The organism is Polaromonas sp. LjRoot131, from assembly GCF_964252805.1.
GTDB lineage: Bacteria > Pseudomonadota > Gammaproteobacteria > Burkholderiales > Burkholderiaceae_C > Polaromonas.
This window is the reverse complement of the sequence record NZ_CAXUPF020000002.1, coordinates 775397-800066: the sequence shown is the minus strand read 5'-3', so window position 1 is coordinate 800066 and position 24670 is coordinate 775397. Positions and strand designations below refer to the sequence as shown.

Below are 24670 nucleotides of genomic sequence, written 5' to 3'. Positions count from 1 at the left end.
CTTACCGCCTAGCCCTAGGCCCGGTTGGAGGACCGTAGCGTCTCACACGACGTGCTTATAAAAGAACAGTTGGCCACCCGAGCCGGCTGGCGCATTAGTGAGACCGGCAGACTTTCGTGGTACTACAGCATAAAGTCGCCGATCAGGCCGCGGTAGAGAAAACCTAAAACACAGTGACCTCTTGGCCACGTGGAAATCGCCGCATCACGAGCTTAGCGTTGAATTCCGTCGAAATCTGACCCACTGGGGATGCGGACAAAAACTTGGACTACCAGGAGGTAGTTCATGTATTCATACGAAGACAGGATTGAAGCGGTCGAGCTCTACATCAAGCTCGGCAAACGCGTCAGGCCAACCATCCGCCAGCGGGGTTACCCAACCAAGAATGCCTTGAAGGGCTGGTACCGGGAGTATGAGAAACAGCTCGATTTGCCGGTGGGCTATGCGGGCCGGGAACCCAAGTACTCGCAGGCGCAGAAGGAGGCAGCTGTTGACCACCGCCGACTTGGCCGCGCACCAGCCCGAATGGGTCAAGCCTCTGGCGAAGAACTACCGCGGCTACACCCTGCACGAGATCCCGCCCAACGGCCAGGGTATCGCTGCACTGATCGCGCTGGGCATCCTCGACAAGTTCGACGTGGCCAGCCTGCCGGTCGATTCAGTGGAGTCGCAACATCTGCAAATCGAGGCGATGAAACTCGCCTTCGCCGATGTCTACCGCTACGTGGCCGACGGCGGCATGGAGGTGACGCCCGAGCAGATGCTCGACGACGGCTACTTGGCCTCGCGCGCCCGGCGGAAAATAACTTGGACTACTTGGAGGTAGTTCATGTATTCATATGAAGAGCGTATTTGGGCAGCGGGGCCGCTGATGACAACAGAGATGCCCGAGCTACCGGCGGCTTCACTGCTCAAAATCTCAACGATTCGCTGTCGCTCTTCGAAGCTCGGTTCGAAACGCGTCTCTCGATCCCGAACGCATTCATCTTTGTCGGTAAGTAGTTGGTAAGACAACATGGCAGACCATGCGTATGTCCTCACCAACGCAAAACTACCATGCTCAACCTCATTGCCTCTCCAACATTTCGGGGCTTATTGCGCAATAGGCATGCGGCCGCAGCCGCAGCTCTCGCCACCCTTAGCTTCAGTGCCATGGCCCAGACGGGCGCCATTCAATCGAGCACGGACTCTGCTCAAAGCGCTACGAATGTCTCTTCCCAATGGGGACTTGGGATCGGAGCCTCCGTGCTGCAAAGCCCGTATTCAGGCGTAGAAGCAAAAAAACGCGCTTTACCTGTTGAATTCCGTCGAAATCTGATCCAGTTAGCGCAGTAATTTCCATCCAAATCTGACCCACGTAGGCACTACCCTGCTTGTTTTAAAAGCAGGGGAATTCAGGAGTGATAGACGTGGCGACATTGAATGTCATCAGACGTTGGGCATTGAGGGATCAGATGTCCATCCGCGAGATCTCAAGGCGTACAGGCCTGGCTCGCAACACAGTGAAGAAGCACCTGCGATCGGAAGAGAGCGAGCCCAAGTACCCAAGACGGGTCAGCTCAAGCAAGCTCGATCCCTACGCCGAGAAGCTGGCCACCTGGCTGGTAATCGAGGCAACAAAATCGCGGAAACAGCGGCGCACTTTGAGGCAGATCCACACAACTCAGCCCAAAAAGGAGAAAACCAAGAACTTATCCACATCGTGAGCAGCTTCTGCTCACAAAGAGTGTGGGTCAAGATTCGATGGAAAACTCGGGTCAGACTTCAGTGCAATTCAACACCTTTGCGAACTCGACGAATGGGATGGATTTCCCATCGGACTTCCCGTGTCCTGGAAGATCAATGCAGATCACACGGTTGTTCCGGGTGAAATACTGTCTTTGGTACGTCCAGTTAAGCGCACTTCCTCCGAGACCATGAATAAAGAGTAGAGCGTAACCCTCACCGTGGTCGGAGTAATGAATCTGATGACCCTTGTAGACAAAAAACATAGTGCCCAATGTGTTGACCTCTTCCTTACCTTCGCAATTGCAAGGCGCTCCGATGGTCTCGCGTGCCCAGCTGACCGACCTAAATATCCAGGTGCAAAACGCCCTTTGATTCTGTGGAGGGAACGGCACAGCAGACTAGCGCTTCGCCGTCGCCAATGGGAAATAGCGGGGGCACCAAGTACGTGACTGCACCTTCGGTTACGCGGCACTTGCATTCGCCGCAGCTGCCTCCCCGGCAGCCGAAAGGCGGAGACAGGCCTCGTGCCTCGGCGACTTCCAGCAACGACTTATCACCTGGACTCCACCGACCTTCCTTCGCGGACTTCGTAAAAATGATCTTGACAGACTCGGTTGCGGGAAGCAGCTCAGGCACCGACCCGCCGGCATTAGACATGCGACGTAGCGAGGATGGGCCGAAAGACTCCGCGTGAATACGCTCGTCCCTCACGCTCAGGTCACGCAGTCCGTCGTAGGTATCCTGCATGAATTGCGAGGGTCCGCACAGGTAGAAATCGTAGTCATCGAAGGGAAGCACCGCCTTCAACAAATCCATAGTGATGCGACCCTCCACTTCGTAATCTTGCCCGATGACCGCAGTGCCCGGCTTGCTGAGCGAGCGGATCCAGTGGATCTTCCCGCCGCTGCTGTCCACCAGTGATTTGATTTCGCGCCCAAAGGCTTGGTCCGCGTAAGTGCGCGCCGCCTGAAACAGCCAGATGGGCCTGAGATGGCGTGTCCGACGCCCCTCGTGTGCGAGGTGGAGGAGCATTGCCAGCATAGGCGTGATTCCAATGCCAGCACCAAGCAACACCACGGGTCTGCGCAGCGCCGCATCGATGGTAAAACTGCCCGCTGGCGCACGTGTTTCGATGCGATCACCGACACGCAGTTCGTGTAGCAAAGCAGATGCTTCGCCATCGCGCTTCACGCTGATACGGTATAGCCCGTCTGCAGGAGCGGTGGTCAGGGTATAGGACCGCGTCAGCACAGAGCCGTCAGCGCGCTGAATGCGCACGGGCAGATGCTGCCCCGCGTTCCACGGTGCCAACGCCAGGCCATCGTCAGGCTCCAAGTACAGAGAGCGCACCGGCGCGCTTTCTTGCACCACGTTTGTGACCCTAAAGGGACGCCACTTCTGCGCGAGTTTCATCACAGCCAGGCGCTGCCGCGCATCTTCCCAGGTGCCCGTCATCTGTAGGTTCTGCGACCACCCGTCTGGCTCCATCTGCCAACGCAGCGGCAGACCTTGAGGCCGATGGATGATCCGGCGCGGTGTGAAGGTCCACAACCGCTCGGCTCCCTCAAATGCGGCGATTTCGGGCGAATCCAGTATGACCTCCGCTTCACCGGTCATCTGCAGCATGTTTCCAGTCTGCGGATCGACGAACACCAGTCCGGCCTTGGGGTTCTGCAGGAAGTTGCCCAGCGTATTGAAGAACAGATTCCCGGAAAAATCGGGAATCGTGAGCTTCCCGTCACTTTCTATGCGGACGAACCCAGGCTTGCCTCCACGGTGAGAGGCATCGACCTCGCGCGTACCATCTGGCAGGTCGAGATAGGAGGCTACATAAAAGGTGTCGGCGCTCGCGATCATCTCCCTTGCCTGATCGTCGAGGCCCGACGATTCCTCCGCGGGAAATGGGGACCGTTTGTATGGGGCGCGCGTGAACATGAAGGACCGGTTCTGAATGTAGCGCGGACAGTTTCCATAGCTCTGGACGACTTCGATATCGAAACCGTGATCATTCGCGCGGCGGATATCCCCGTTGAGGCGATTTCGCCTGCGAGTCATCAGGTCGATGCCCAGCAGACCAACGGCATCGCCGTCCTCCATCGCGCTATCGGCAGGGTCGCTTGGATCCCTAAGTGTCGCAATGTTCAGGTTTTTGGGGTCTGGGGAACTGGCAAAGCCTGGCTCACCCGCCAGAAGTGTCGCCCAGGCATCTCCATTCGCATCGACGCACCCCAGCACCACAAAATGCAGAAGCGGATAGAACGTGCGGTGCTGGTCGAGCAGAAACTTTCTGACCCAAAGACGACCAGGTCCGTCCATCTGTTTGACTACACCCGCGCTTTCCTGGAGCGCGAGCTCACCAGGATGCCATGGCGAGGCACCTGCGTTGTTGGATATAGGGCTCATGGTTCAACCCTTGAGGAGACGGTTGAGAAAGTCTTTGGGCTTGTCACTGGATAGCTTCTTCCAGCGCTCAGTCGGCAATTCCCACGGGAGTCTTACGGAATTCGACAAAGCCAGACAAGGCTTCTATACGCTTGAGCCATGCGCGAACCTTGGTGTAACCCTGTAAATCCACGTTGCCTTCTGGAGCGCGAGCGACGTAGCTGTAGAGCGCTACGTCAGCAATGGTCGGCGTAGAACCTGTAATGAACGTACGCTCCGCTAGCACGCCTTCGATCACCGCCAGAATATCGTGCGCACGGGCGATTACCTCGTCTGCGCGGAAGGAGGCATTGAACACCGTGTTCAGGCGGGCTGCTGCGGGGCCATACGCGATCTGGCCTGCAGCAACACTGAGCCACTTCTGGACTTCGGCGGCGCCCGCCGGCGACTCGGGTAGCCAATCGGTCAGCTTGAGCTTCTTGGCCACATAGACAAGGATGGCATTGGAATCAGAAATAATCGTTCCCCCGTCGGCCAAAACGGGGACCTGGCCAAAGCGATTGAGCGCCAGAAACTCGGGCTTTTTGTGTGAGCCGTTGACGAGATCGACTTCGACCAACTCGTGCTGAACGCCCACGAGGCTGAGAAACAGATGTACGCGATGCGAATGACCGGAGAGCGGGTGATGGTAGAGCTTCACAAAAGTCCTTTGAGGTTGTGCACCGCGATTGGTGCGAGGACCTGAATGATCAAGGTTTGCGCATGTTCTGGGAATTAGCGTCGATGGCAAGTCACTATTCCAGAATCAACAACAAAGACGCACGGAGCAATGATGGCGTTACTTCCTGTCTTGGACAGCGTGGCATTCATGCAGAATTAGGTTATCCAGCCACTTGGCTTCACTTAACAACTTAACAACCTAACCACAGACAAGCCATGCCAAAGGCTCGAAAGATTGAAGACGAAGCGCTCATGGAGCATCTGGGGACGGCATTTAAGGACTTCGGATTTGAAGGTACATCGCTTGCAATGCTGTCTGAAGCAGCGGGCATCACCAAGTCCAGCCTGTACCACCGCTTTCCAGCGGGCAAGAACCAGATTGCGTTGGAGGTGCTGTACAGCACCCGCAGGTTTTTAGATGCTGAGGTATTTCCCGTTCTGCTAGGCGATGCTTCGCCAGAGCTCAGGATGAAGTCCTTTGTTGCCTCTTTGAACACCATCTATGCCAGCGGTGCCGACTCCTGCCTGCTGAACATGCTTGCGCCTCCACGGGGCCAGCCAGATGAGTGTGGGCAGGAAATCGCTGCCATATTCAACCAATTCCTCAAAGCTATAGCGGCGGTTGCAAGGGCAAGTGGGTGTCCTGCGGCCGAGGCGCGGCGCCGGGCCGAGCGGACTCTGATCGAAATACAAGGCTCGCTGGTGTTGGCGCGCGGCATCGGCGATTCTTCGGTTTTTTCGCGCATGCTGACGAGGTTGCCAACTATCGTTCTAGGCTCCCACCACCAGCCCTGACGCTCCGGGGCGAATTGAAACGAGCTAGTTGAAGAGCCGCCGATGGCCTTGCGGTCAGATACGCGCTCCTTGACAGCATTCCGGAGCCTGACTGAAAATTCAATCAAACCGAACGATCGGTACAATTGAGTTCTGGAAAGGACAAAGAAGATGCACGTGGCCATGAACACATATTCTGATGGGCTGGTGCTTGGTAAGGCAAGTTGGTCCGATGAGCATGTAGCCAAGGTTTTTGGGAATTTCGCCTTGAACTACCTCGCGAACCACTTTGACGAAAGCGACTGCCCACAGCAGCAGGGATCCGACTTCTCGATCTCCGCTCACGCCAAATAGCGATGGACAAGCTCGATTCGATGGCGGTACTTGTGGCGGTGGTGCAGGAAGGCGGCTTTGCGGCAGCAGCCCGCAGGCTGAGTCTTTCGCCCTCGGTAGTCACGCGGGCGGTGGGCGACTTGGAGAAAATGCTGAATGTGCGCCTGCTCACGCGGTCGACGCGCATGGTCAAGGTCACCGAGGCCGGCGAGCGGTATGCGCAGGACTGCCAACGCGTGCTAGGAGAACTCGAAGAGGTCGAGAAGGCCGCGTCTGGAGCGCACCTCTCTGTAAAGGGCAAGCTGGTCATTTCCGCATCCACCATGTACGGCAAGATCAAAGTCAACACTGTTGTTCTTGAGTATCTGAGGCGATATCCAGAGGCAGAGATCGAGTGCCGATATGTAGACCGTCAGGTGAACCTGTTGAATGAAGGTGTGGATATCGCAATCCGCATCGGAGACTTGCCGGATTCGTCGTACCACGCCACGCCCTTGTCTTCGGCTCGACGAGTGGTGTGCGCATCCCCGGAGTATGTCTCTCGTCACGGAATGCCCAGACAACCCAGGGATTTGATGAACCACCGCGTCATCTCGGCGTTGGGCCTCGAGCCCGGCACCCGCTGGAAGTTTCAGGATCACTTGACGGCGTTGCAGATACCTGTAAAGCCGCGGCTGTCCACCACCTGCAACGAGCAAGCCATCTCGGCCGCAATTGAGAGCGTGGGTGTCGCCAGGCTTCTTTCCTACATGGTGGAGAAGCACTTGGCGCAAGGAAGCTTGATCGAGTTACTACCCGAATTCGCTCCTCCGTCGGTTCCCATACAAGCATTGCAAAGACAAGGCATTCTGACTTCCCGCAAAGTGCGCGCATTCATCGATGTCGCAATCGAATGCTTAAGAAAGAGCCCACCTGCGGATGGTAGGCTGGACGCTTCCGTGAAGCTACCGCCTCAGGAGTACCGAGCGAGTCAGAACGCTAAACGGCCACTTCCTATGCGCAGTGATCCCGGTCGCGGCGAGGAACATTGAGGACTCAATATGGACAAATTTCAAGCGATGGAGGCGTTTGTTCAAGTGGTGGATGCCGGTGGATTTACCCGTGCGGCCGAGAACATGAAGCTTGGCAAAGCGACGGTGTCGACCTTAATACAGGCGTTGGAAACGTCGTTGTCGGTAAAGCTGCTGAATCGAACTACCCGCCATGTCAGCGTCACCGCCGAAGGTGCGGCCTACTACGAGCGTTGCATGCGCATCCTCTCAGAGGTGCTCGATGCCGAGGATTGCCTGGGCCGCGCCCGCGCAAGCCCATCAGGAAGGCTGCGTGTGGATGCTCCCACTGGCCTGGCGACCGAGGTGATCATCCCAGCTCTCCCTGACTTCCTTGAACGGTATCCAGACATCCGGCTAGAGTTGGGTTGCAGCGATCGACAGGTGGATCTGGTTGAGGAGGGCGTGGATTGCGCAATTCGCGGCGGTCGCAGGATGACTGATTCCAGTCTGATCGCGCGCCGGATCGGTACGATGCACTACACCACTTGTGCCTCTCCGGCTTACCTTAAGCGCCATGGTCAGCCCATGCATCCTAACGATCTGGTGCACCATCGCTGCGTCAACTACTTTTCTGCACGTACTGGAAAGATGTTTGACTGGTACTTCAAGCGAGACGGTGAGAAGATTCAGGTCCCCTTATCCAGCCACATCGCATTGAGCGATAGCTATGCGTACACCGCCGCAGGCCTTGCCGGATTGGGCATCGTGCAAATGGCAGATTTTTTGCTGGCACCCATGCTAAACGACGGCCGGCTGAAATCCATACTGGATGATTGGACTAACGAACCACTGCCTATCCATGTGGTGTATCCACAGAATCGTCACCTATCAGCGAAAGTGCGCGTGTTTGTCGATTGGATCGCCCAACTGTTTTCCAACCACGCTACGATGCGCTAAAAACGAGGCGGCAATCCGACCGCCGCAGGCTGGGCGCTCACTTCATATGCGAGCAGACTAATCAGTAGCCAGTTCTCCCTGCAACGGCTATTTTTTTGGCAGTTGCTGATACGTCTCGATTGCGCGGGCCGAGTACGTGAGTGCCGCCCCAGCGTTCATGGCAATAGCCACTCCCAGTGCCTCTGAGATTTCTTCCAGCGAGGCGCCGGCGTCGACTGCATTCTTTGTGTGTACAGCAATGCATCCATCGCATCGGGTGGTGATGGCGACGGCCAACGAAATCAGTTCGTGAACTTTGGGTTCGAGGTGACCTGATTTTGTGGCTGCGCTGTCTAAGGTCGCCAAGCCGCGCATTACATCGGGGCTTTGCTTTGCAAAGTCGCCCACGCGTGCCAGCAAAGATGTGCGATATCCGTTCCAATCTTGCATCATGATTTCTTCTCTCTTGTGTTATGAATAGAGGTGCGCGTACTGCGCCTGGGGAAGTAAGCCGGCCGCGCGCTCATGGATTCGTCTCGGCGGTCCTGGATAGCAGGCAGTCGCTCAAAGGAGAGTCTTGCTATGAGCCAACATCGGGTAGTCGGTATATCCCTCTGCTCCCTGGCTGTAGTAGGTCGCCATCTCATCCTTATTCAGCGGCGCACCTTCGCGTAGGCGTTGGACCAAATCGGGGTTGGCCAGGAACGGGCGACCAAAACTGATCGCATCAGCGAGCCCGCTATCGAGGTCTGCCTTTGCGCGCGTGATGTCATAGTCGCTGTTGAGGATCAGTGGCCCATGGAAATGCTTGCGGATCAACGGGGAAAGTCGAGGCACATCAGTCGCGCCAAATGTCCCCTCGGGACCAGGTTCCCGCAATTCCAAGAATGCGATGCCGATAGCATTCAGAATATCCGCAGCCGCTGTAAACAAGGGAGCGGGATTACTGTCGTCCACGCCGTAGCTCTCGCCATTGGGAGACAAGCGGACCCCCGTGCGATCTGCGCCCACAGCATCTGCCACCGCCTTCGCGACCAGTCCAAGCAGGCGCACGCGGTTTGCGATTCCGCCGCCATATTCATCAGTTCGAAAGTTACTGTTGTCGCGGAGGAACTGATCTATCAGCTGGCCGTTCGCCGCATGGATTTGAACTCCGTCGAAACCGGCGGCAATCGCATTTCTCGCCGCGGTGACGTAGTCGGCGATGAGGCTCGGAATTTCCTCTGCCGCGAGCGGCCTTGCGATCTCGAACTGCTTCTTGCCAGAATAAGTGTGCGCGTCTCCTTGCATGGCCGTCGCACTAGACGATACGGGTTGACGACCTGTCACTGCGGAATGTGCCATGCGGCCCATGTGCCAAAGCTGAGCAATGATCAACCCTCCGCTGTTGTGCACCGCTCGGGTAACGAGCTGCCAGGCTTTCACCTGCTCGTTGGACCAAAGCCCAGGCGCATAAGGCCAGCCGACCGCCTGACGCGAAATACCGGTTGCCTCTCCGATGATCAGACCGGCCGAAGCGCGCTGCGCATAGTATTCGGCCATGATGGGAGTCGGCACGTGGTCTCGTGTGGCGCGAGCCCTGGTCAGCGGCGCCATGATGGTTCGGTTGGGCGCGGTAAGTGCGCCCAGTGCGACGGGGTCAAAAAGTGTTGGCATAAAGACTCTTGAAAGATATTCTTAACTTACTGAAAGCCCTTCAGCTTCCAAAGATTCGCGCACACTGGTGCGCTGCTCCATGCGGTTCATGAATTTCCGAATCGAGGCATAGCCTGAGATATCGATGTTCACGCGTGGTGGCCAGGATAGGACGTTGTACAGATACGCGTCCGCCACAGAAAATTTCGCGCCTAATACGTAGTCGTTTGTGGACAGGTGACCGTCTATATATTCAAACTTGCTCGTCAGATTTCCGTCTGCGAATCGCTTCTTTGTCGCACCGTCAAGAAATGGTGAAAACATGACGGCCATTCCTTTGTGCAAATCGCTCGCAACAAAATTCAACCACTCAAGAACCGTGTAACGCTCTCGGGTTCCAAATGCGGGAAGAAGGTTACTTTCGGGATTTTTATCTGCAATCCACTGAAGGATGACAGCGCCTTCTGTCAGCAGGTCGCCATCATCCAGTTTCAGCGCGGGGATGAATCCCTTGGGTGATATCTTGAGATAGTCGCCTTCGGCTGTCGTCTTAGTCTTGAAATCGACCTTAATCAAGTCATACGTCTGTCCAGCCTCTCGTAGTGCGATTTGCGAAGCAAGTCCGCAGGAGCCAGGGGAGTAATACAGTTTCATAGGAAGCAGTCCAATTGGTTAATAGAAGTCGGGGCCTGACAGGTCGTCACTGGGCTGAAAATCGGAGTACGGCGCCGCTTAATCAACTGCAAAGCCGTGGCCGCACCCCGTGGCAAAGCCACAGCACAGTAAAAAGCGTCGAAAATTAAGCTGGCCCGATCAAAAGCCCGCGACAGCCCAGCTAGGGTGATCGCAGAGGACGGGCTCAAGCGCGCGAGTTTTTGTCCCGCAACAAGGATTCAAAATCACTTGCGCTGTGGCGCTCACGTAGGAACTCGCCCGGTTTGTCGGAGATGCGATTGACGACTCTGCCTCGCGCCACAGCGGGTCGCTCAGAAATCGCCCAGTACCAGCGCAGAAGATTCTCGTATTCCTCGACAGCCAGGAATTCGTGCGTGTTGTACACACCGTAAAGACTGCCTGGGTACCACGGCCAAATTGCCATGTCTGCAATGGTGTATTGATCACCCGCCAGGAATTCATGAGAAGCCAGGTGGGTGTCCAGAACGTGAAGCAGCCGCTTGGTTTCCATCGCATACCGGTCGATTGCGTACTCGATCTTGAGCGGCGCATATGCGTAGAAATGCCCCAGGCCGCCGCCGACGAAAGGCGCCGAGCCCATCTGCCACATTAGCCAGTTGAATGTCTCCGTCCGAGCACGGCCTTCGGTCGGCAGAAATGCGCCGAATCGTTCAGCGAGGTAGACGAGGATCGAACCGCTCTCGAAGACGCGGGTGACCGGATCCGTCGACTGGTCAACAAGCGCCGGGATCTTTCCGTTGGGGTTAACTTTTACGAAGCCGCTTCCGAATTGATCGCCCTTGAAGATGTCGATCAACCACGCATCGTATTCGGCACCTGAATGCCCTGCCGCCAGTAACTCCTCAAGCATGATGGTGATCTTCTGCCCATTCGGCGTTCCCTGCGAGTACAACTGCAATGGGTGCTTGCCGACCGGTAGTTCTTGCTCGAACCTCGCGCCCGACACTGGCTGGTTAATGCTGCCGAACGTGCCGCCATAGTTGTTTTTCGGGGTCCAGACCTTCGCTGGTACATAGCCTGCAGGTTGGTTTTCAAGGGTGGCTTTAGTCATCGGTTGCTCCTTTTGGGCCGGAAATTCCAGGAATGATTGAGAAACTGTTTGGTCTGATATTGGGTGCGAGGCTTCAATCGCATTCAACCTAATGCCGCTTGGCTCCCTTCAGAGAAATCGCAGCCCCTATCGCTCTGATTCCCTAGAATGCCAAAGCATGGTTAGATAATTCAAACTTTCTTCTCGATGCGGAAATTCTATTGAGACCTGAAGAATTCACATAGGGCCTCAAGTCGAATTCACTGTTCGGCCATTCGAACAATCGCAACGCTGGGTTATCCAGATGGGGCACTTCCCGCCGCCGCGACCTTTGATGCCGCGCTTGTGTGGGAGAAAGCTGATTGCGCCGCGAAGAAGACTTGCTGCGGTCTTTGTCCTGTCCAGCCGAGCCGCTTTGCCCTCCAACTGGTTAGAAGCTGGAGGCCTCCTGCTGTTGTAGGCCCGCGCCGATTGACACGTTAAATGGCGTCCTCGCAGGCGCTTGATGCGCGCTCAAAGCCGCCTCCACTCTTCCACCACGACTTGGTGGTCGTCTTCGTAGAGTATCTTTCCTGGATTTGTTGAATTCCGTCGAAATCTGATCCAGTTAGCGCAGTAATTTCCATCCAAATCTGACCCACGTAGGCACTACCCTGCTTGTTTTAAAAGCAGGGGAATTCAGGAGTGATAGACGTGGCGACATTGAATGTCATCAGACGTTGGGCATTGAGGGATCAGATGTCCATCCGCGAGATCTCAAGGCGTACAGGCCTGGCTCGCAACACAGTGAAGAAGCACCTGCGATCGGAAGAGAGCGAGCCCAAGTACCCAAGACGGGTCAGCTCAAGCAAGCTCGATCCCTACGCCGAGAAGCTGGCCACCTGGCTGGTAATCGAGGCAACAAAATCGCGGAAACAGCGGCGCACTTTGAGGCAGATCCACACACTCAGCCCAAAAAGGAGAAAACCAAGAACTTATCCACATCGTGAGCAGCTTCTGCTCACAAAGAGTGTGGGTCAAGATTCGATGGAAAACTCGGGTCAGACTTCAGTGCAATTCAACAACACGACTACAACGGCACCCCTGAACAAAGGCTTGACGATCTTGTTCGCCAAAAGCTGCTTTCGGCCAAATCGATTTTCAACGTTTCGCAATTCAGGGATTTGACGAAGCTGGGCCAGAACTCCAAAGCCACGGATATCGAGGATCTTCTTGAGCCTGAGATGTACTTGGAGTATTTCAACAAGACTTTTGCAAAACAGCTTGGTGGTGTCACGTTAATTGAAGCAGATTTACCGCCAGGAGATCGCATCGTGCACCGCCTCGAAAAGCATCTGAGTGACAAGGGGATCAAGATTCGGCCGAGCGGTGGGTACAACCACTATGCAGTCGCGGCCACCTTCGGAGCTACTCCTCCCACAGCTTTGCCTAATGATGTGAAGAAACGGTTTGCGGCAATGTTCGAAGCCTTGAACAAGCTTTTCTGACCCCGGCTAGATGGCTACTAGCAGGACTAATCCTCCTCTTCAGTCTGGGCCGGACCTCCGCAAGACAAGATGCAACGCTTTTAAGTGTGCCGGCTGGCTTGCAACTGATGAACTCATCATGGACGTAGAGTCGTGAAGGCTTAGCTCAGCGCCAATGCTGCAGTGATCAGCCTTCGATACGCAGTATCAATTTGCTGAGGTGCGCGGCGGATGTATTCTTCCGCCGCTATTCGCTCCGCGCCGTTCAGGTCGCGCAGATGCGTCACGATCTCTTCGCCGCTCGGAAATTTCCCGTTGCGAGCCTTATCTTTGAATCCCCAACTGAGATTTGTCCACACTACTCCAGCAAGATCTCTCGGCCGTGCCCAGGCGGCTATAGCATCTGCCCCGTCACCGTACTGCTCGCCGCTTGATCGATTCCAGAAGCCGATATTGGTCTCAATCCATTTTGGTGTCGCGTCTTCGAATTCGCGCACGCCAAGCTGCTGCCGTGCAGTTATCACGTCGGCGACATCCATGAGTGCCCATAGTGTTGGCACGGAAACCGCGTCTTTGCAGATCACGAGGGTGATCTTGCGCCCTGATGATTCTCTTGCAAACTCAACGGGCAGCATTGGACCATCTTGGTTCCAATCACCTATGAGTGGCAACTTTCTCGGGTCCCAAATTAGCGAGCCCCACCCAATGCAAGCGATCTTCTTCGAGTGGGGGCGCATGGATTCCTTCATCACAAGTTGTTGTCTGCACGCCGGCCAAGAATTTGTAGCTAGCGGTGGCCACATATTGCCATTGCTAGAAGTGAATTTCTTCGGAGGTACATGTTTACGACTTAGAGATTCGTCTCAAATATCGAACAGCCCGTCAACCCGCATAGATGCTAGAGGCGTGTTTACGACTTTAATAACCTGTTTACGACTTTAATTGCGCGGAATATCAACTTCGTGCCGTCCCAAATCCGTCACTCTACGGTGACGGACTTGGCCAGGTTTCTCGGTTTGTCCACATCCGTCCCCCGCGCCACGGCCGTGTGATACGCCAGCAGCTGCAGCGGCACCACGTGCAGCAGGGGGCTCAGCGCGCCGTAGTGTTCGGGCATGCGGATCACGTGCAGGCCTTCGCTGCTTTCGATGTGGCTGTCGGCGTCGGCGAGGACGTAGAGCACGCCGCCGCGGGCGCGGACTTCCTGCATATTGCTTTTGAGCTTTTCGAGCAGCGCGTCGTTGGGTGCGACGGTGACGACGGGCATCTCGCTGGTGACCAGGGCCAGGGGGCCGTGTTTGAGTTCGCCGGCGGGGTAGGCCTCGGCGTGGATGTAGCTGATCTCTTTAAGTTTGAGTGCGCCTTCGAGTGCGATGGGGTAGTGCAGGCCGCGGCCCAGGAAGAGCGCGTTTTCCATCTTGGCGAAGTCTTCGGCCCAGCTGATGACTTGCGGCTCGAGTGCCAGCACGGCTTGCAGGGCGGCGGGCAGGTGGCGCATGGCTTTGAGGTGGCCGGCTTCTTCTGCCTCGCTGAGCTTGCCCTTGCTTTGGGCCAGGGCCAGCGTGAGCAGGAACAGGCCGGCGAGCTGGGTGGTGAAGGCCTTGGTGGAGGCAACACCGATCTCGACGCCGGCGCGTGTGATGTAGGCGAGCTTGCATTCGCGCACCATGGCCGAGGTGGAGACGTTGCAGATGGTCAGGGTCTGCGTCATGCCCAGGCTTTGCGCGTGGCGCAGCGCGGCCAGGGTGTCTGCCGTTTCGCCGCTCTGGGTGATGGTGACGACCAGCGTTTTCGGGTTGGGCACGGAGCTGCGGTAGCGGTATTCGCTGGCCACCTCGACTTGCGTGGGGATGCCGGCAATCGCTTCGAGCCAGTATTTGGCGGCGCAGCCGCTGTAATAACTGGTGCCGCAAGCGAGGATCAGTACGGAGTCGATCTCTTTAAAGACGCGGAAGGCCTGGTCGCCGAAGAGTTCGGGGACTATGCCTTCGACGCCTTCGAGCGTGTCGGCGATGGCGCGCGGCTGCTCAAAAATTTCTTTCTGCATGTAGTGGCGGTAGGGGCCGAGCTCGGCGGCGCCGCTGTGGGCCTGCACGGTCTTGACCTCGCGCTGCGCGGGTTTGCCGTCCTTGCCGGCGATCCAGTACTTGCCGAGCTGGATGTCGACCATGTCGCCTTCTTCAAGGTAGACGATCTGGTCGGTCACGCCGGCCAGGGCCATAGCGTCGCTGGCCAGGAAGTTCTCGGACTTGTCTTTGCCGACGCCGAGGATCAGCGGCGAACCTGCGCGCGCGCCGACGACGCGGTGCGGTTCGTCCTTGCAGAAGGCGGCGATGGCATATGCGCCATGCAGCTGCGCGACGGTGGCCTTGAGGGCTTCAAACAAATCGCCGTCATACAGGCTGTCCATCAGGTGCACGATGACTTCGGTGTCGGTCTGGCTGTCGAAGACATAACCCTTGGCCTTGAGGCCGGCGCGCAACTCTTCGTAGTTCTCGATGATGCCGTTGTGCACCAGCGCGACCTTGCCGGGCTTGGCTTGCGAAGCGGCGCCGCTGCCGTGGCTGAAATGGGGGTGGGCGTTGTGCACGACGGGTGCGCCATGCGTGGCCCAGCGCGTGTGGGCAATGCCGGTGGCGCCTTCGAGCTTGTCGTGGGCGACCTGTTCCTGCAGCTCGGCCACGCGTGAGGTGCTGCGTGCGCGCTTGAGGCCGCCGTTGTACACGGCGACACCGCAGGAGTCATACCCGCGGTATTCGAGGCGCTGCAAACCCTGCACCAGGATGGGAACGATATTTCGGGTCGAAACGGAAGCAACGATGCCGCACATGGAGGTCTCCTGAAAAAGAATGGCTTGATGCTACGGGCTTGCTGTTTTGTTATGTGATTGATTTTTCTTGATTTATGGAATTTAATTTCACTATTCCATTTAGATTGAGTTTAATTTCATTTAAAGTATATTTATGGAACAAGTAAACCTTGATGAGATCGACCTCAAGCTGCTGGACAGCCTGCAGACCGATGCCTCGCTGAGCAACCAGGCGCTGGCCGAGCGCGTCCACATCTCGCCGCCCACCTGTTTGCGCCGCGTCAAGCGCCTGCGCGATGCGGGGCTGGTGGAGCGCGACGTCGCGCTGCTCAATGTCGACAAGCTGGCCGCCGTTACCGGCCATGGGCTCACGGCGCTGGTGGAGATCACGCTGGAGCGGCAAGGCGCAGAGCAGCAGGAGGCGTTTGAGGCGCGTGTGATCACGGACGAAGCCGTGCAGCAGTGCTACCGCGTCTCGCCGGGGCCGGACTTCATGCTGGTGGTGCACGTGGCCGACATGCCGCGCTACCTGGCGCTGGCGCAGCGGCTGTTCACCAGCGATGCGAACGTGCGCAACGTGAAGGCTTTTTTCAGCACGCGGCGCGCGAAGTTCGAGCCGCGGGTGTTGCTGGGCTCTTAAGCGCCCTGCTGCACTGCCAGCGCCTTGGGATTCAACGCAGGTTCGCCGACCTTGACAAGGGTGTTGCGGTCGGTGTGGTCAAAGGGCTGGTCGCGGCCCTCTATCTGCAGCACCGTGGTCTGGAAGTAGGACCAGCTGCCGTCGGCGTTGAGCGTGACCGCGATGCGCCAGGACAGCGTGGTGAAGGCGTGTTCGATAAAGGGGTTGGAGACGATGCCGTTGGTCAGGCTGCCGCGCTCCGAGACCAGCTCGAACTGCGTCGCATCGGCCGCGACCTTGCCGCTGGCCATGGCGACCTGGCCGCGCGGAATGGCGAGCGTGTGATAGATGGTGCTGGTGGCAGGCTCCCACAGCCAGTAGCCGACCTGGTCGTGGTAGGTCTTGGTGAAGCCGGGCTTGTGGATGAAGGTGTGGTACCGCAAGCCGTAGAGCGCCTGCGGGCCGTTGGTTTGCGCGTCTATGGGGTGCAGCTCGTAACGCTCTATATAAGCCTGCGTCTTGGTGCCGGTGACCACGGGTTTGACGTCGGCGCCGCGCGCGCCTTCCCAGATGCCGGCCATGGCGCGCAAGGGCCCCAGGTTGGCGAGGGTGTCGGGATCGACCTCGGGCTCGGTGTAGATGTCTTGGGGGAAGGTCTCGGTGCTCATGGCTTGTTTCCGGGAAATCGCGGGCCGGGTCAGTCCGTCTTTTTGGTCTGCTTGAGCAGGCCCCAGGCCATGCCGGCCAGGGCCAGCACGCCGAGCAGCAATATTCCCCAGAGCACCAAGCTGCGCGTGGGCAAGCCATCGCCCTGCGGCGAGCCGGCCACCAGCGGGCCGGCCAGGCCGCCGCCGGTGACGTCGGCCTTGGCCACATCGGCCTGCGCCAAGGGCAGCGCGTTTTCCTGTGAGGCCTGGTAGTTGGGGATCAGGCTGGCCATGGGCAAAAAGGCAGCGGCGGCGCTCGCCTGGCCGGCCGCCAGCGTGAACGGGCCCTGTCCGCTGGCCAGGAACACGAGTTGCGCGGGCTCGAACTGCAGCGTGATCTCGGGTGCGGCGGCAAAGCCCGGCGTCTTGGCGTCGGCTTCTATCTTGACTTCGCGCACCGAGGCGCCCTGCAAATCGACGGGGCCGCTGGACTGCTCCTTGCCGGCCGCGCCCAGGCGGTAGACCACCGAGCTGGCGAGCAAGGCCCAGGGTTGTTCACGATGCTTGCGGCCCAGCACGCGTATCGGCACCAGCACGTTGCTGCCCTGCGGCGTGATCCTGAGCGCGGCCACCGGCGTGGCGAACGGCAGCGCAAAAACCAGTTCATGCGCGTTGGTCAGTGCAGGCGTCGCCATGGTCGCGCTGACGCGCTGGCGCACGGCCGTGCTTTGCGAGGTGAGCAGCGTCGCGCCACGGACGGTGACGGCGGCGCTGCCCCAGCTGATGCGCAGGTAGTGGTCCTTGAGGTCGGCCATGGACAGGTCCAGGCGGGTGTCGCCCAGGCTGGCCGCCGAGGCCGAAGCGTCCGCGCGGTAGAGCACGGTGTCGGCCAGCGGGCGCCAGCTCTTGAGGTCCTTGCTGGCCTGCACATTAAAAGTGACGGGCTGGCCGACCGGCAGGTCGGCGTCCAGCGTCATGCCGGCCACGGGCTCCTTGAGCTTGCGCGCATCGAGCAGCGCGCCCAGCACTTTTTGCGGGGCCGCCGTGCCCGTGGTGGTGCCCCCGGTGTTGAGTTGCACCACACGTTTGCCCTGGCGCTCCTCAATGCGCAGCGACAGGCCTTCGAGCCCCGCGGCGGCGGCGCCCTCGGTGCCCAGGATGGGATAGGCGGGCAGCTTGACGCTGTGCTCCTGCGTGGAGGTCGGCGTGGGAACACTGGCCAGCGCCATGGGCACGGGCTGGCCGGCCGCGTTGAAGATGCGCAGGTCGGCATAGGCCGGGCTTTGCAGCCGCACCAGCGCCTCGGCCGGCAGCAGCAGGCGCTGCAGCGGGGCGTCGGGTGCGGGCGTGACGGGAATGCGCACGGCATAAGACTTGGCGTTGGCTGCGTCTGGCGCATCGGCCGCCAACACCGGCAGCGGCGCGGCCAGGCCGGCCGACAACGCGAGCGTCAGGAACCGGGCGTACTCGAACTTCTTCATGGCAGGGCCTCTTCTTTCAGGTCAGGGGCATCGGGTGCTGCGGCGGCTTGTGCCTTGGGCGGAAGCGGCGCGAAGTAGCCGACCACCAGCATCAGCACGCCGACCACGATGAAGGCAATGATGCGTTCGGCGCCGCCGGCGTTCGACAAATCAATCAGCAGCAGCTTGACGACCACCAGGCCCAGCAGGCCCGCGCCCACCAGCCACAGCGGCCGCTGCACGCGGCGGTGCGCCAGCACCATGAGGCTCAGCGCCAGCAGCGTCCACAAAATCGCGTAGCCGGTCTGCACCACAAAGCTGGCGAATAGCGCATCGGCATCCCAGCGCACGCCGAAGAAATGGTGGGCGATGCGCAGCCAGACGGTGTTGACCGTGATGAACACCAGCAAGGCCAGCGCCACCAGCGCATTGCGGCCGGTGGCCCAGGCCGAGCCTGCAGGCGCCGGCGCGGCCGTCACCAGCACGCGGCGCCAGAACACCAGCCCACCCAGCGCGAGCGCCAGGGTCAGGTCGGTGGGGTTGAGCAGCGGGATGTAAGGCAGCGGCGCGGTGTGGCCCGAGGAATGGATCGCCGCGGCCAGCGTGCCCCAGAAAACCAGCACCACCAGCGGCAGCGCCGCCAGCCAGTAGTAGGCCTGCGCATGCGGGTTCAGCGGCCATGCGAAGGCCTGGCGCTGCGCCTGCCGGTTGGCCTTGCCGGCCCAGGTGGCCAGCAGCATCAGCACGGCGATGGCGCTGACCAGCATCACCACGCCGGCCCAGGAGGTGCGCCAGAGTTCGGCCTTGCCGATGCCGGACCACAGACAGTCGGCCAGCAGCACCGTGACCAGCCAGGCGCCGGCCGCATGCAGGAAGCCGAAGGGTGACACGCGGCCTGCGCCGCCGGCCACGGCCGGGGCCTGGGCCAGGCGGTCGGTCTGTCGCAGCATCCAGTAGTGGAGCACCAGCACCACCGGCCAGACGGCCCAGGCCGGTGTGGCCAGCACGCGGTAGCCCTGGCCGGTTTGCGCCAGGTAGCCCAGCGCGAGCACGGCAACGCTGATGCGCGCGGGCCAGGTCGCGACCGGCCACTGCTTCTTCAGGCCCAGCAGCATGGACAAGGCCATGCTGGCGACGACGGCCAGCATCATGAGCAGTTCGCTGGTGCGCTGGTTGAAGACATGCTGGGGTAAGGCGTCGGCTTCCAGCGCCGGCACGCGGCGCGCGATCTCAAGCAGCCAGCCCAGGCACCAGAAGACAAAGCCGTAGAGGTAGACGGGAACGGAGAGCCAGGACTCCACGCCCGCATAGGCCTTGGCCCAGGAAGACTCGCTGTGCGGCAGGGGGCGGCGCAGCCACCATGCCAGCTGCAGCGCGGGCAAGGCGATCAGCATCGCGCCTATGAAGACCGGGTTGGCTAAAGGAATGGCAATGACATGGTAGCCCAGGCCGCGGGTGGCATGCTCCAGCCCGCCGAGGAAAGCCATGGCGGCGACGCCCTGCAGCAGCAGGCCGAAGGCGCGCGGCATCCAGCGCGCCTGGCGCATGCCGACCCAGAAGGCGCCCGCGCCTTCGAGTGCCCAGACAGCCGAGGTCCATTGCGCATCGAGCGCCAGCGGCACGGCCAGCGTGGCAAAACCCACGCCCACGGCCATGAAGCATTCAATCAACAGCCGGTAGCTGGCCAGCGCGCGCCGCGCCAGCAGCATGGCCGTGAACAGGTAGAGCGCGGCAAAACCCAGCGCCGAGAAGGCCGAGCCCATTTCCATGCCGCGCACCAGCCCGGCCTGCAGGCCGAAGCCCACGAGGGGCGTGCCGAAGACCAGCATGGTGTCCACCGCATTGCCCAGCCGGGTCGGCGTGTTGCGCGCATACAGGATGGCGGTGAACAGGTAGATCAGCACAAAGACGATGAGGAAGGGCTGCGCGCTGGCGTAGTTCTCGGGCAGGTACTTGAGCAAACCCCAGGCCGTGGCCACGCCGAAGGTGGCGATGAAACCGACGACGTTGAGGATGCGCCAGGAGCGCTTGTAGGCGATGAACAGGATGGCCAGGTTGAGCAGCGTGTAGTAGCTGAAGAGGCCCACGTGGCTGCCCTGCCCCGTCGACAGCAGCAGCGGCACGGCAAAGCCGCCGGCAAACGCCGCCACCGCAAGCGCGCGCGAATTCTGCAGCAGCGCCAGCGCGCAACTCAGGCCGCAGACGATGATCATCAGCGCGAAGGCCGGCAGCGGATCCAGCAGGCCGTAGAGGCGGAAGGCGGCGAACACCGTGAGGTACATCACCGCGACGCCGGCGCCCTGCAGCGCGAGTGCGAAGCCGGGCTTGTCGTTTCGCTTGCGAAAGCCCACGGCCAGCAGCGCGATGGCCGCCGCGCCTATGGCCGCGAGCCGGAACTCGACCGGAAACAGGCCGGCCGACGCGGCATAACGCGCCAGGAAAGACAGGCCTATGAACAGGATGACCAGGCCCACGCGCACGATGGTGTTGCCGCCCAGAAACCAGTTTTTGGCGGCCAGCAGGGCCAGCTCCACCGGGTTGGGTTCGGCCGGTTTGTAGGCGGGGCGGGTGGTGGTGGCGGGCCTGGCAGGCGCCGCGGCGGGCTGCGCGCGCGGCAGGCCGTTGGGGGCGAGGTCAGGCACTTGTGCCGGTGCCGCTTCGTTGTCGGCGGCGCTGGCGATGGCCGGTGCGGTCGCGGGAACGGAAGCGGCGGCAGGAGGGGCCAAGGGGCCGGTGCGCACGATCTCCCCGGCTGGGGCACCCGGCGCGACCGGAGCGACAGGCGCCTGGCGGGCGGCGGGCGCCGCTTGCGGCGGCGCTTTTTTCCGCACGGCCTCCACTTCGGCCCGCACCGCCCAGCGCAGCGACAGGCCGGCAAAGAAACCGAGGAAGCCGCCCACAAAAGGACCGGCGTCGCCATAGCCCGGCCACAGCCACCCCAGAACGATGCCCCACACAATGCTCCAGATGATCATGGCTTCAGCCTCCCTCTTGTATGAATGGGCTGATAGTACTTGATGGTGCCGCGGCGACGGCAGCCGGCTGGTCAGGCTGCGGGCAAGGTGGCCTTGAGCACGCGGGCGAAATTGCCTGAGGCGATTTTTTCTATCGTGGCGGCGTCCAGCTTCTGGCCTTCGAGCAGTTGCACCACCTCGCGCACGTGGCTGTAGTCGTTGATGGCCCACTCATTGCCCATACCGGCGATATCGGTGCCGAAGGCGACGTGGTCGGCGCCAATCATGTTGACGAGTTTGGCGACTTCCCGCGCGTAGCCCGCGCGGTCCTGCTGGCCGACCTTCCAGCCGTAGGCTTGCGCCGGCTGGCGCAGGCCCAGGCCCCAGAGCCCGACCACACCGCCGCGCGCGGCGATTTTTTTGGCCTGGTCTATGGACAGCCGCCGCATCAGGTAGCCGTATTGGTCGCGGTAGTTGCCGGCGTCGCTGTCGACCCAGCCGTGAGACCAGATCATGGGTTTGGTGGCGATTTCCAGGGCGTGGTCTATGGCCGGCGTGCTGCAGTGCGCCAGGTCCAGCAATATGCCCAGCGCCTCGCAGGCCTTGACCAGATCACGGCCCAGCGGGCTCAAGCCGTTGTGCACCGCCGATGCGGTGGAGTAGTCGCCGATAGGATTGCGGATGTAGTGCACCAGCTGCATCTGGCGCAGCCCTTTGTCGAAGGCTTTCTTCAGCGGGGCCAGGTCGGTGCTGATGAATTCAGCCGACTCGCTGGCCAGCAGCACCGAGTGCTTGCCGCCCAGGGCGGCATCGACGTCGGCGGCGGTGCGAACGATGGCGAGCTGGTTTTGCTGCGCATAGGCCAGCATGCCGTCCAGAGTTTTCTCAAAGAAAGCCGAGAGCTCGGCGGGTGTGGGCTCGCCCTGCTGGATGACGCCCTTGGGCCCATTGCCCAGCCAGGGCGCATCGCCCACGATGGCCCAGGACACCAGCGTCGCGCCATGGGTTTTCATTTCGGTGGCGAGGTCGGCCGGGGAACGCGTGCGGCCCACGATGCCCAGGTGGGAATGCATGTCGGCGATCGGGATGACGCGGCCGGCTGCGGGCGCCTGCGCGCGCGACGCCATCGGCATCAAAGCCACGGCCGCGCCCGCCGCAAACCGGCCCAGCAGGACGCGGCGCGCGGCCTGAAAATTCCCCGTCGTTTCCTTCATGCTCACTCCTCTTGATGTTGCGGCCATTGTGGAGGCAGCCGCACGGGGTCGAAGCCGGGGTTTGCCCCCAAGACAGGGTTAATAAGTATGGATAGCAATACCCGTGCCTCAGGCGGCCAGCAGCCTGCCGCGCGTTGCCTTGGCGGCCGGGCCTGGGGGCCTGGACCGCTCGCGCGCGGTGTCCCAGAAGGCCCGCGCCAGCGGCGAAAGCCTGGCCGCGTCCAGGCAGGCCAGGCCGACGGTGCGCGGCTGCGCGGGCAGCAGCGGCCGGTAGACCACGCCGTCGGGCGCATCGGGCAGCGCCAGCCGCGCGGCGACGGAGACCGCCAGGCCGCGTTGCACGAACTGCAGGATGGAGATGATTTGCGTGAAGTGGTACAGCACCTTGGGCCGCGTGATGTTTTTCTGCAGGATGGGCACGATGACCGGGCCGCATCCGGCCTCGGTCAGCACGAAGTCCAGGCCGGTGAGCGCGCTGATGGGCACGGCGGCGTGCGCGGCCAGCGCATGGCCGGCCGGCAGGATGGCAACGAACTCGTCCTGCACCAGCGGCAGCACCTCAAAGCGCTCATCGGGCACCACAACGAAGCCGAGCTCCACGCGCTTTTGCAGCAGCCAGTCGTCAACAACCTCGTCGCTTTCCTCCTCGATGCGCACCTGCGCGCCGGGATGGCCCTGCTTGAAGGCGGCCAGCAGCGGCGGCAGCAGGTTGACGGTGGAAGTGGGGCCGAAAGAGCCTATGCGCAGCGTGCCGGTCTTCAGCTCCCGGGCGTCGCCGAGCTCCTGCGCCATGGTGGCGGCCAGCGCCGTCATTTCGCGGGCGCGCAGCAGCAAGCGCTCACCGGCGTCGGTCATGGAGACGCCCGAGGCATCGCGCAACGCGAGCTTGACGCCGAACTCCGTCTCCAGCGCACGCAGCGCATGGCTGACGGCCGACTGGGTGGTGCCCAGGCGCATGGCGGCGCGCGAAAAGCTACGGCATTCGTCCAGGGTGATCAGCACTTCGAGTTGGGCCAGGGTCATGATGCGTCAATCCTTTTACCGATATTCATGAGTAAACACTCATTTGATAGTGAGTGGTTTAACAACTAATCTCATGCATCAAATCTACCTGATTTACGGTTCCCCCAATACCAGTCCCAACACCAGCCCAACCCTCAGCCTCCATGACGACTGCTTCTCCACCCGCCTCCGCCGCCCTGGCTTCCGCCACGCCGCTTTCACACGCGCCCAGTCCGTCAGGCAGCAAGCTCTGGGGCCTTTACCTGCGCCTGACCTGCGTGCCGGTGCTCTGGGGCGGCACCTTCATCGCAGGGCGCGTGATCTCGGCCCAGTTGCCGCCGGCCACAGCCGGTTTTATCCGCTTTGTCTTCGCCACGCTGGCGCTGCTGGCGGCCCTGCATTTCACCGAAGGCCTGCGCGCCATCACAAGCATCACGCGGCGCCAGCTGCTGGGCACCATGGCGCTGGGCGCGACCGGCATCTTTGCCTACAACCTGCTGTTCTTCACCGCGCTGTCGGTGCTGCCGGCCGGCCGCACCTCGCTGATCATCGCCCTCAACCCGGTGGTCACGCTGCTGATCGCCGCCGCACTGCTGGGCGACCGGCTGTCGGCCACACGCTGGCTGGGCGTGGCGCTGGCCCTGCTGGGCGTCTGGGTGGTGGTGACCCGCGGCGACCTCTCGCAGATCATGCAATCGCTGGGCAAGGGCGAACTCGCGATGTTCGGCGCGGTCTGCGCCTGGGCCGTCTACACCCTGGTAGGCCGCAAGCTGCTGCAAGGCCTGTCGCCGGTGCTGGCCACCCTGTGGGCTGCGATCTGGGGCACGCTGTTCCTGGGCCTGCTGGCGCTGCGCGACCTCCCCAACGTGCATGCTGCGTCGTTCACCCCCGAGGTCTGGGCCGGCCTGGTGTTCCTGGGCGTGCTGGGCACGGCCGTGGCCTTTGTCTGGTACTACGAGGGCCTGCGCCAGCTGGGCGCTGCACGGACCGTGGTATTCAACAATCTGGTGCCGGTTTTCGGCGTGTTGCTGGGGTGGTTGATTCTTGGCGAGCCTTTGAGTGCTAGCCTGCTGGCGGGTGGAGGGTTGGCGATATTTGGGGTGTTTTTGGTGAATCGAGTTAAGGCCTAGGTTCTGTTTTTGTTCCGGCGGCGGGGGCTCTTCTGAGTTCTGCTGGCCGGGAATGGCCCGGCGGCCAGTAACTTTCTTTTGCTTCGCCAAAAGAAAGTCACCAAAGAAAAGGCGACCCGCAGTCTGGGTCCCTACGCTTCGCT

Annotated in this window: 22 protein-coding genes and 4 pseudogenes; 12 read left to right on the top strand and 14 right to left on the bottom strand. The window is 60.6% G+C overall.

Going from position 1 to position 24670, the window contains the following annotated elements:
* Window positions 1–285: 285 nt before the first annotated feature.
* The 4 genes and pseudogenes from ACSQ27_RS14320 to ACSQ27_RS14305 form a co-directional block, all read left to right on the top strand.
* Window positions 286–498, top strand: a pseudogene (locus ACSQ27_RS14320) (IS3 family transposase); the annotation flags it as partial.
* Window positions 491–796: pseudogene (locus ACSQ27_RS14315) on the top strand (gamma-glutamyltransferase); the annotation flags it as partial. The pseudogenes ACSQ27_RS14320 and ACSQ27_RS14315, both read left to right, overlap by 8 nt.
* Window positions 797–1056: 260 nt before the next feature.
* On the top strand, window positions 1057–1335 hold the full coding sequence (locus ACSQ27_RS14310) for a hypothetical protein (protein WP_436156148.1): 279 nt from the start codon (window positions 1057–1059) through the stop codon (window positions 1333–1335).
* Between the two features lie 65 nt (window positions 1336–1400).
* Window positions 1401–1658 (top strand): annotated as a pseudogene (locus ACSQ27_RS14305) (IS21 family transposase); the annotation flags it as partial.
* Window positions 1659–1757: 99 nt separating this feature from the next.
* Here ACSQ27_RS14305 and ACSQ27_RS14300 read toward each other — a convergent pair.
* The 3 genes from ACSQ27_RS14300 to ACSQ27_RS14290 all read right to left on the bottom strand — a co-directional run bounded on the left by ACSQ27_RS14300 (window position 1758) and on the right by ACSQ27_RS14290 (window position 4810).
* A complete protein-coding gene (locus ACSQ27_RS14300) occupies window positions 1758–1991 on the bottom strand; it encodes an alpha/beta fold hydrolase (RefSeq protein WP_436156147.1) in 234 nt (77 codons plus the stop codon).
* Between the two features lie 79 nt (window positions 1992–2070).
* Window positions 2071–4131 (bottom strand): 2Fe-2S iron-sulfur cluster-binding protein, encoded by a 2061-nt coding sequence (locus tag ACSQ27_RS14295; RefSeq protein ID WP_436156146.1) that lies wholly within the window; start codon window positions 4129–4131, stop codon window positions 2071–2073.
* Between the two features lie 67 nt (window positions 4132–4198).
* The gene (locus tag ACSQ27_RS14290) at window positions 4199–4810 is read right to left on the bottom strand and encodes a glutathione S-transferase family protein (protein ID WP_436156145.1); all 612 of its coding nucleotides are present in this window, start codon (window positions 4808–4810) and stop codon (window positions 4199–4201) included.
* A gap of 236 nt (window positions 4811–5046) precedes the next feature.
* On the opposite strand from ACSQ27_RS14290, the gene ACSQ27_RS14285 reads away from it, so the two are divergent.
* The 4 genes from ACSQ27_RS14285 (at window position 5047) to ACSQ27_RS14270 (ending at window position 7886) form a co-directional block, all read left to right on the top strand.
* Window positions 5047–5625, top strand: a complete 579-nt coding sequence (locus tag ACSQ27_RS14285; RefSeq protein ID WP_436156144.1) for a TetR/AcrR family transcriptional regulator — start codon at window positions 5047–5049, stop codon at window positions 5623–5625.
* Window positions 5626–5781: 156 nt separating this feature from the next.
* The gene (locus ACSQ27_RS14280; RefSeq protein ID WP_436156143.1) at window positions 5782–5958 is read left to right on the top strand and encodes a hypothetical protein; all 177 of its coding nucleotides are present in this window, start codon (window positions 5782–5784) and stop codon (window positions 5956–5958) included.
* Between the two features lie 2 nt (window positions 5959–5960).
* On the top strand, window positions 5961–6968 hold the full coding sequence (locus ACSQ27_RS14275) for a LysR family transcriptional regulator (RefSeq protein ID WP_436156142.1): 1008 nt from the start codon (window positions 5961–5963) through the stop codon (window positions 6966–6968).
* Window positions 6969–6977: 9 nt separating this feature from the next.
* The gene (locus tag ACSQ27_RS14270) at window positions 6978–7886 is read left to right on the top strand and encodes a LysR substrate-binding domain-containing protein (RefSeq protein WP_436156141.1); all 909 of its coding nucleotides are present in this window, start codon (window positions 6978–6980) and stop codon (window positions 7884–7886) included.
* 87 nt (window positions 7887–7973) lie between these two features.
* Here the strand turns inward: ACSQ27_RS14270 and ACSQ27_RS14265 are convergent, their stop codons facing one another.
* The 4 genes from ACSQ27_RS14265 to yghU form a co-directional block, all read right to left on the bottom strand.
* On the bottom strand, window positions 7974–8318 hold the full coding sequence (locus ACSQ27_RS14265; protein ID WP_436156140.1) for a carboxymuconolactone decarboxylase family protein: 345 nt from the start codon (window positions 8316–8318) through the stop codon (window positions 7974–7976).
* Window positions 8319–8429: 111 nt separating this feature from the next.
* A complete protein-coding gene (locus ACSQ27_RS14260; protein ID WP_436156139.1) occupies window positions 8430–9521 on the bottom strand; it encodes an alkene reductase in 1092 nt (363 codons plus the stop codon).
* A gap of 21 nt (window positions 9522–9542) precedes the next feature.
* Window positions 9543–10154, bottom strand: a complete 612-nt coding sequence (gstA, locus tag ACSQ27_RS14255) for a glutathione transferase GstA (protein WP_436156138.1) — start codon at window positions 10152–10154, stop codon at window positions 9543–9545.
* Window positions 10155–10359: 205 nt separating this feature from the next.
* Window positions 10360–11247 carry a glutathione-dependent disulfide-bond oxidoreductase gene (yghU, locus tag ACSQ27_RS14250; RefSeq protein ID WP_436156137.1) on the bottom strand — a complete coding sequence of 296 codons (888 nt, stop codon included), beginning with the start codon at window positions 11245–11247 and terminating at the stop codon, window positions 10360–10362.
* A gap of 663 nt (window positions 11248–11910) precedes the next feature.
* Here yghU and ACSQ27_RS14245 point away from each other — a divergent pair.
* Both ACSQ27_RS14245 and ACSQ27_RS14240 read left to right on the top strand, forming a co-directional pair.
* Window positions 11911–12168: pseudogene (locus tag ACSQ27_RS14245) on the top strand (IS21 family transposase); the annotation flags it as partial.
* Between the two features lie 221 nt (window positions 12169–12389).
* On the top strand, window positions 12390–12713 hold the full coding sequence (locus ACSQ27_RS14240; protein WP_436156136.1) for a hypothetical protein: 324 nt from the start codon (window positions 12390–12392) through the stop codon (window positions 12711–12713).
* A 140-nt stretch (window positions 12714–12853) separates the two neighbouring features.
* Here ACSQ27_RS14240 and ACSQ27_RS14235 read toward each other — a convergent pair whose 3' ends face one another.
* Both ACSQ27_RS14235 and glmS read right to left on the bottom strand, forming a co-directional pair.
* A complete protein-coding gene (locus ACSQ27_RS14235; protein WP_436156135.1) occupies window positions 12854–13327 on the bottom strand; it encodes a hypothetical protein in 474 nt (157 codons plus the stop codon).
* Between the two features lie 344 nt (window positions 13328–13671).
* On the bottom strand, window positions 13672–15522 hold the full coding sequence (gene glmS / locus ACSQ27_RS14230; RefSeq protein ID WP_436156134.1) for a glutamine--fructose-6-phosphate transaminase (isomerizing): 1851 nt from the start codon (window positions 15520–15522) through the stop codon (window positions 13672–13674).
* A 133-nt stretch (window positions 15523–15655) separates the two neighbouring features.
* Between glmS and ACSQ27_RS14225 the strand changes: the two genes are divergently transcribed.
* Window positions 15656–16141 carry an Lrp/AsnC family transcriptional regulator gene (locus ACSQ27_RS14225; RefSeq protein WP_436156133.1) on the top strand — a complete coding sequence of 162 codons (486 nt, stop codon included), beginning with the start codon at window positions 15656–15658 and terminating at the stop codon, window positions 16139–16141.
* Here ACSQ27_RS14225 and ACSQ27_RS14220 read toward each other — a convergent pair.
* From ACSQ27_RS14220 to ACSQ27_RS14200, 5 genes are all read right to left on the bottom strand, one after another.
* Window positions 16138–16788 carry an FABP family protein gene (locus ACSQ27_RS14220; RefSeq protein WP_436156132.1) on the bottom strand — a complete coding sequence of 217 codons (651 nt, stop codon included), beginning with the start codon at window positions 16786–16788 and terminating at the stop codon, window positions 16138–16140. The two genes, ACSQ27_RS14225 and ACSQ27_RS14220, sit on opposite strands and share 4 nt — an antisense overlap.
* Before the next feature lie 29 nt (window positions 16789–16817).
* Complete coding sequence (locus ACSQ27_RS14215; protein WP_436156131.1) at window positions 16818–18248, bottom strand: DUF3999 domain-containing protein; 1431 nt, start codon at window positions 18246–18248, stop codon at window positions 16818–16820.
* Window positions 18245–21202 carry a DUF2339 domain-containing protein gene (locus ACSQ27_RS14210; protein WP_436156130.1) on the bottom strand — a complete coding sequence of 986 codons (2958 nt, stop codon included), beginning with the start codon at window positions 21200–21202 and terminating at the stop codon, window positions 18245–18247. The genes ACSQ27_RS14215 and ACSQ27_RS14210 overlap by 4 nt, the downstream gene beginning before the upstream one ends.
* 71 nt (window positions 21203–21273) lie before the next feature.
* Entirely contained in the window at window positions 21274–22395 is a 1122-nt protein-coding gene (locus ACSQ27_RS14205; RefSeq protein ID WP_436156129.1) for a dipeptidase, read from the bottom strand.
* 108 nt (window positions 22396–22503) lie between these two features.
* Entirely contained in the window at window positions 22504–23418 is a 915-nt protein-coding gene (locus ACSQ27_RS14200; protein WP_436156128.1) for a LysR family transcriptional regulator, read from the bottom strand.
* A 143-nt stretch (window positions 23419–23561) separates the two neighbouring features.
* Between ACSQ27_RS14200 and ACSQ27_RS14195 the strand changes: the two genes are divergently transcribed.
* A complete protein-coding gene (locus tag ACSQ27_RS14195; protein WP_436156127.1) occupies window positions 23562–24527 on the top strand; it encodes a DMT family transporter in 966 nt (321 codons plus the stop codon).
* Window positions 24528–24670 lie beyond the last annotated feature (143 nt).

What these genes read in the sequence shown, in the direction of transcription:
- ACSQ27_RS14310 (WP_436156148.1), top strand. Translation starts at nt 1,057, where the DNA reads ATGCTCAACCTCATTGCCTCTCCAACATTTCGGGGCTTATTGCGCAAT.
- ACSQ27_RS14300 (WP_436156147.1), bottom strand. Translation starts at nt 1,991, where the DNA reads ATGTTTTTTGTCTACAAGGGTCATCAGATTCATTACTCCGACCACGGT.
- ACSQ27_RS14295 (WP_436156146.1), bottom strand. Translation starts at nt 4,131, where the DNA reads ATGAGCCCTATATCCAACAACGCAGGTGCCTCGCCATGGCATCCTGGT.
- ACSQ27_RS14285 (WP_436156144.1), top strand. Translation starts at nt 5,047, where the DNA reads ATGCCAAAGGCTCGAAAGATTGAAGACGAAGCGCTCATGGAGCATCTG.
- ACSQ27_RS14275 (WP_436156142.1), top strand. Translation starts at nt 5,961, where the DNA reads ATGGACAAGCTCGATTCGATGGCGGTACTTGTGGCGGTGGTGCAGGAA.
- ACSQ27_RS14270 (WP_436156141.1), top strand. Translation starts at nt 6,978, where the DNA reads ATGGACAAATTTCAAGCGATGGAGGCGTTTGTTCAAGTGGTGGATGCC.
- ACSQ27_RS14265 (WP_436156140.1), bottom strand. Translation starts at nt 8,318, where the DNA reads ATGATGCAAGATTGGAACGGATATCGCACATCTTTGCTGGCACGCGTG.
- ACSQ27_RS14260 (WP_436156139.1), bottom strand. Translation starts at nt 9,521, where the DNA reads ATGCCAACACTTTTTGACCCCGTCGCACTGGGCGCACTTACCGCGCCC.
- gstA (WP_436156138.1), bottom strand. Translation starts at nt 10,154, where the DNA reads ATGAAACTGTATTACTCCCCTGGCTCCTGCGGACTTGCTTCGCAAATC.
- yghU (WP_436156137.1), bottom strand. Translation starts at nt 11,247, where the DNA reads ATGACTAAAGCCACCCTTGAAAACCAACCTGCAGGCTATGTACCAGCG.
- ACSQ27_RS14235 (WP_436156135.1), bottom strand. Translation starts at nt 13,327, where the DNA reads ATGCTGCCCGTTGAGTTTGCAAGAGAATCATCAGGGCGCAAGATCACC.
- glmS (WP_436156134.1), bottom strand. Translation starts at nt 15,522, where the DNA reads ATGTGCGGCATCGTTGCTTCCGTTTCGACCCGAAATATCGTTCCCATC.
- ACSQ27_RS14225 (WP_436156133.1), top strand. Translation starts at nt 15,656, where the DNA reads ATGGAACAAGTAAACCTTGATGAGATCGACCTCAAGCTGCTGGACAGC.
- ACSQ27_RS14220 (WP_436156132.1), bottom strand. Translation starts at nt 16,788, where the DNA reads ATGAGCACCGAGACCTTCCCCCAAGACATCTACACCGAGCCCGAGGTC.
- ACSQ27_RS14215 (WP_436156131.1), bottom strand. Translation starts at nt 18,248, where the DNA reads ATGAAGAAGTTCGAGTACGCCCGGTTCCTGACGCTCGCGTTGTCGGCC.
- ACSQ27_RS14210 (WP_436156130.1), bottom strand. Translation starts at nt 21,202, where the DNA reads ATGATCATCTGGAGCATTGTGTGGGGCATCGTTCTGGGGTGGCTGTGG.
- ACSQ27_RS14205 (WP_436156129.1), bottom strand. Translation starts at nt 22,395, where the DNA reads ATGAAGGAAACGACGGGGAATTTTCAGGCCGCGCGCCGCGTCCTGCTG.
- ACSQ27_RS14200 (WP_436156128.1), bottom strand. Translation starts at nt 23,418, where the DNA reads ATGACCCTGGCCCAACTCGAAGTGCTGATCACCCTGGACGAATGCCGT.
- ACSQ27_RS14195 (WP_436156127.1), top strand. Translation starts at nt 23,562, where the DNA reads ATGACGACTGCTTCTCCACCCGCCTCCGCCGCCCTGGCTTCCGCCACG.